Genomic DNA, 3,105 nt, shown 5'->3' with positions numbered 1-3,105 from the left:
GCGCGTCAGGACGCCCGGACCTCCTGCCAGGGCGCGCCGCGCTGGGCGCGGCGTGCCCGGCGTACCAGCGCGCGCCGGGCGCGGACCCGCTCCTCCGGCGTGGTGCCGCCCCAGACACCGTGCACCTCGCCGTTCTGCATCGCGAAGTCGAGGCACTGCTGCCGGACCCCGCAGCCGGCGCAGATCCGCTGTGCCTTCATGACCTGGGTGGCGGCGACTGCGACGCCCGTGGCGATCGGGAAGAACAACTCGGGGTCGGCGGAACGGCACGCGCCGGCCGCGCGCCAGTCGGTCGCATGGGTGGTCATCTGGGTCCTTCCGCGAAGCCGGTTTCGCCATCCGCTTCCCTTAGGTCACGCGGCTAACCCACCAATTACCGCTGAAACCGCGCGCGTTAGCGGCCGCGGCGCCGGGTAACGGACCTAACGGACGTCTAAAACACAGGAAGGGACGACGGCATGGATCTCGGCTTCCTCCGCCCGCTGTACGAGTACCCGCCGGACTGGCCGGCCAGCGGCTACGTTTCTGTCTACCTGGACACCACACCGAAGGAGAACGCCCCCAACGAGGTAGCGCTCCGGCTGCGGGCGGCACGCGAGGCGCTGGCCGCCGCCGGCGCCGACCAGGCGACGCTCGACGCCGTCCTGACGGCCAACCTGGACCACGTGGCCGCGCGGAGCCACGCCTTGTTCGCCGCAGGCGGCACGGTCCGGCTGCACGGCATCATGCCGGAGTCGCCGTCGCTGGGGGAGAGCAGCAGTTACACGCCGCTGCCGCACGTGGTGCCCTGGCTCGCGCAGCGGCCCCCGCGGCTGCCGCACGTCCGCGTGGCGGCCAACCGCGAGGGCGGCCAGGTGCTGGCCGTGCCGGGTGCGTGGCCTGAGACCCAGGGCGACCTGGAGACGGCGATGGTAGGACTGACGGAGATTGTCGGCGAGAGCTGGCCGGTGCACAAGCCAGCAGGAGGCGGATGGTCGCAGCCGCGATTCCAGCGCTCGGCGGAAGAGACCTGGACCGAGACCGCCAAGCGAATCGCCGAAGCCGTCACAAGGGCGGCGGACCGGGTCAAGGCCGTCTTCGTGGTTCTCGGCGGCGATGTGCGGGAGCGGACGATACTGGCCGACGAGCTGCCCAAGGCCCTGCGCGACAACGTGGTAATCGTCGAGCGCGAGGTCGAGTTGACCGCCCCCGCCTTCGACGAGGCGGCCTGGGCCGAGGAGTCATGGCGCGCGGCGCTCGACGCCCGTGCCCGGCTCGACGAGTTCCGCGCCCAGATGGACAGGCCGCCGGGCGACCGTCGCGCGGTGCAAGGTCTGGACGCCACGCTGACCGCGCTGCGCGACGGCTTGGTGTCCGACGTCCTCATCGCGGCCAGCCCGGACTCGACGGCGACAGCGATGGCGACGGAGACGGCGTGGATCGGCCCAGGCCTGGCAGACGCCGCGACCGGGCGGGAGCAGCTGACCGAGCGGGGCGTCACCGACCCGGTCACGGACCTGGCCGCCGAGGCGCTGGCGCGCGCGGCCGCGGGAACCGCCGCCGAGTTGCACTTCCTGCGAGAAGAACCAGGCTTCACCGCGGCCGCGCTGCTCCGCGCGCCCGTCGCGGCCGTCGAGCCCACGACCTAGGCGTAGCCCGCCACGGTCGTGTGACACAGGTCACAGTCGATCACGTTTAGACGTCCTCCTACGGGCACACTCGCTTCGTCCGGCATTCCCTGACCAGACCCCGCGGAGAGCGCCATGACGAAGGCAACGACCTGCCCCCCCGGTTCGCGTGCGGACCTGACCCGGTTGTCCGACGACGAACTGCTCGGCTGCTTCCGTGCGGAGCCGCGCGACAGTGACCTTCGCGCCACTATCTGCGAGATCCTGGTACAGCGGCACGAGAAGCTGGTCCGGGCCTGCGTCCGGCAGTACCGCGGCAGCCCTGAGCCCACCGAGGACCTGATGCAGGTCGGCTACGTCGGCTTGATGAAGGCCATCAACAACTACGACCCGGAACTCGGTCACAGCCTGTCCGCGTACGCGGCGCCGTGCGTCAGTGGCGAGATCAAGCGTCACTTCCGCGACAAGCGGTGGCAGATCCACGTCCGGCGGTCCGCGCAGGAGCTGCTGCTCGAGCTGCGCAAGGCGACTGAGGAGCTGACCCACAACCTCGGCCGCACGCCCACCGAGGCGGAACTCGCGGAACGCATCGGTGTCAGCGCCGAGGACCTGCTCGAAGCCAGGCAGGCGGACATGGCGTTCAGCACCTACTCGCTGGACGCCCCGCTGTCCGACAGGGACGACCCGGCGCAGCTCGGCGACGTGCTTGGCGAGGAAGACCTCGAGATGGAGCACACGATCGACATGGAGGCCGTCGCCACGCACTGGGACGAGCTCCCCGAGCGCGAGCAGCGTATCCTCGTCATGCGTTTCTACGGCAACCTCACCCAGGCTGAGATCGGGATGCGGCTGGGTATCTCCCAGATGCACGTGTCACGGCTCCTCGCGCGGGCACTCGGCCATCTGCGGAGCCGCCTGCTCGACCCCGCGGACAGCCGGGTCACCGCCGATGTCAGCGACGTCCCGGCCGGCGTGGCCTGACAAGGGTCGCGGCATCCAGGGACTACATCGGCGGCCCGAGAACCGCCAGGAAGGGAGCGTCCATGAAAACGGGAATCGCCCTGGGGTTCATCTGCATCGGAGCCATCCTGGCGTTTGCGGTGACGGGTAACACCTCGGTCTTCAACATCCACACGGCTGGCTGGGTCATCATGCTCGTCGGTCTGGTCGGGCTCTTCCTCCCCAGGCGCAACCGCGCCTGGCTTGGCCGGCGAGTGGTGGTGCGGCGCACCCGCAGCTACCCGAGCGGTCCCGACGGGCCCGTCGAGGAGATCTCGGTACCGCCGTACGTGGCCAGTAACCCGGGGACAGCGCGGATCGAGGCTGGCCTGCCGGCCCGACCGACCCTGCAGACCGAGCGCCAGCAAGGGCTGGACGACCCGATCGAGGACGCGGAGAACCAGGCCCCCCCGCGGACCGCGCCCCAGACCGAGGTCATCGAGGACCTGTACGAGAACCCGGAATGACCGCGGTGAAGGTGGGGGGCGCCGGTTAGCCG

4 protein-coding genes are annotated in these 3,105 nt (G+C 70.7%); 3 read left to right on the top strand and 1 reads right to left on the bottom strand.

From position 1 onward, the window contains the following. Window positions 1–5: 5 nt before the first annotated feature. Window positions 6–308, bottom strand: a complete 303-nt coding sequence (locus tag WA805_RS18030; RefSeq protein WP_422323755.1) for a WhiB family transcriptional regulator — start codon at window positions 306–308, stop codon at window positions 6–8. 150 nt (window positions 309–458) lie between these two features. Here WA805_RS18030 and WA805_RS18025 point away from each other — a divergent pair, with 150 nt between their 5' ends. The 3 genes from WA805_RS18025 (at window position 459) to WA805_RS18015 (ending at window position 3,073) form a co-directional block, all read left to right on the top strand. Next, window positions 459–1,628 carry a Vms1/Ankzf1 family peptidyl-tRNA hydrolase gene (locus WA805_RS18025; RefSeq protein ID WP_425242909.1) on the top strand — a complete coding sequence of 390 codons (1,170 nt, stop codon included), beginning with the start codon at window positions 459–461 and terminating at the stop codon, window positions 1,626–1,628. A gap of 114 nt (window positions 1,629–1,742) precedes the next feature. Next, window positions 1,743–2,588: a SigB/SigF/SigG family RNA polymerase sigma factor gene (locus tag WA805_RS18020; protein WP_422278783.1), complete on the top strand. Its 846-nt coding sequence runs from the start codon at window positions 1,743–1,745 to the stop codon at window positions 2,586–2,588. Window positions 2,589–2,650: 62 nt separating this feature from the next. Next, window positions 2,651–3,073, top strand: a complete 423-nt coding sequence (locus WA805_RS18015; protein ID WP_422341226.1) for a hypothetical protein — start codon at window positions 2,651–2,653, stop codon at window positions 3,071–3,073. The last annotated feature ends 32 nt before the right edge of the window (window positions 3,074–3,105 follow it).

Source organism: Trebonia sp. (assembly GCF_049794275.1).
GTDB lineage: Bacteria > Actinomycetota > Actinomycetes > Streptosporangiales > Streptosporangiaceae > Trebonia.
This window is presented reverse-complemented; position numbering and strand designations above follow the sequence as displayed.

What these genes read in the sequence shown, in the direction of transcription:
- WA805_RS18015 (WP_422341226.1), top strand. Translation starts at nt 2,651, where the DNA reads ATGAAAACGGGAATCGCCCTGGGGTTCATCTGCATCGGAGCCATCCTG.
- WA805_RS18030 (WP_422323755.1), bottom strand. Translation starts at nt 308, where the DNA reads ATGACCACCCATGCGACCGACTGGCGCGCGGCCGGCGCGTGCCGTTCC.
- WA805_RS18025 (WP_425242909.1), top strand. Translation starts at nt 459, where the DNA reads ATGGATCTCGGCTTCCTCCGCCCGCTGTACGAGTACCCGCCGGACTGG.
- WA805_RS18020 (WP_422278783.1), top strand. Translation starts at nt 1,743, where the DNA reads ATGACGAAGGCAACGACCTGCCCCCCCGGTTCGCGTGCGGACCTGACC.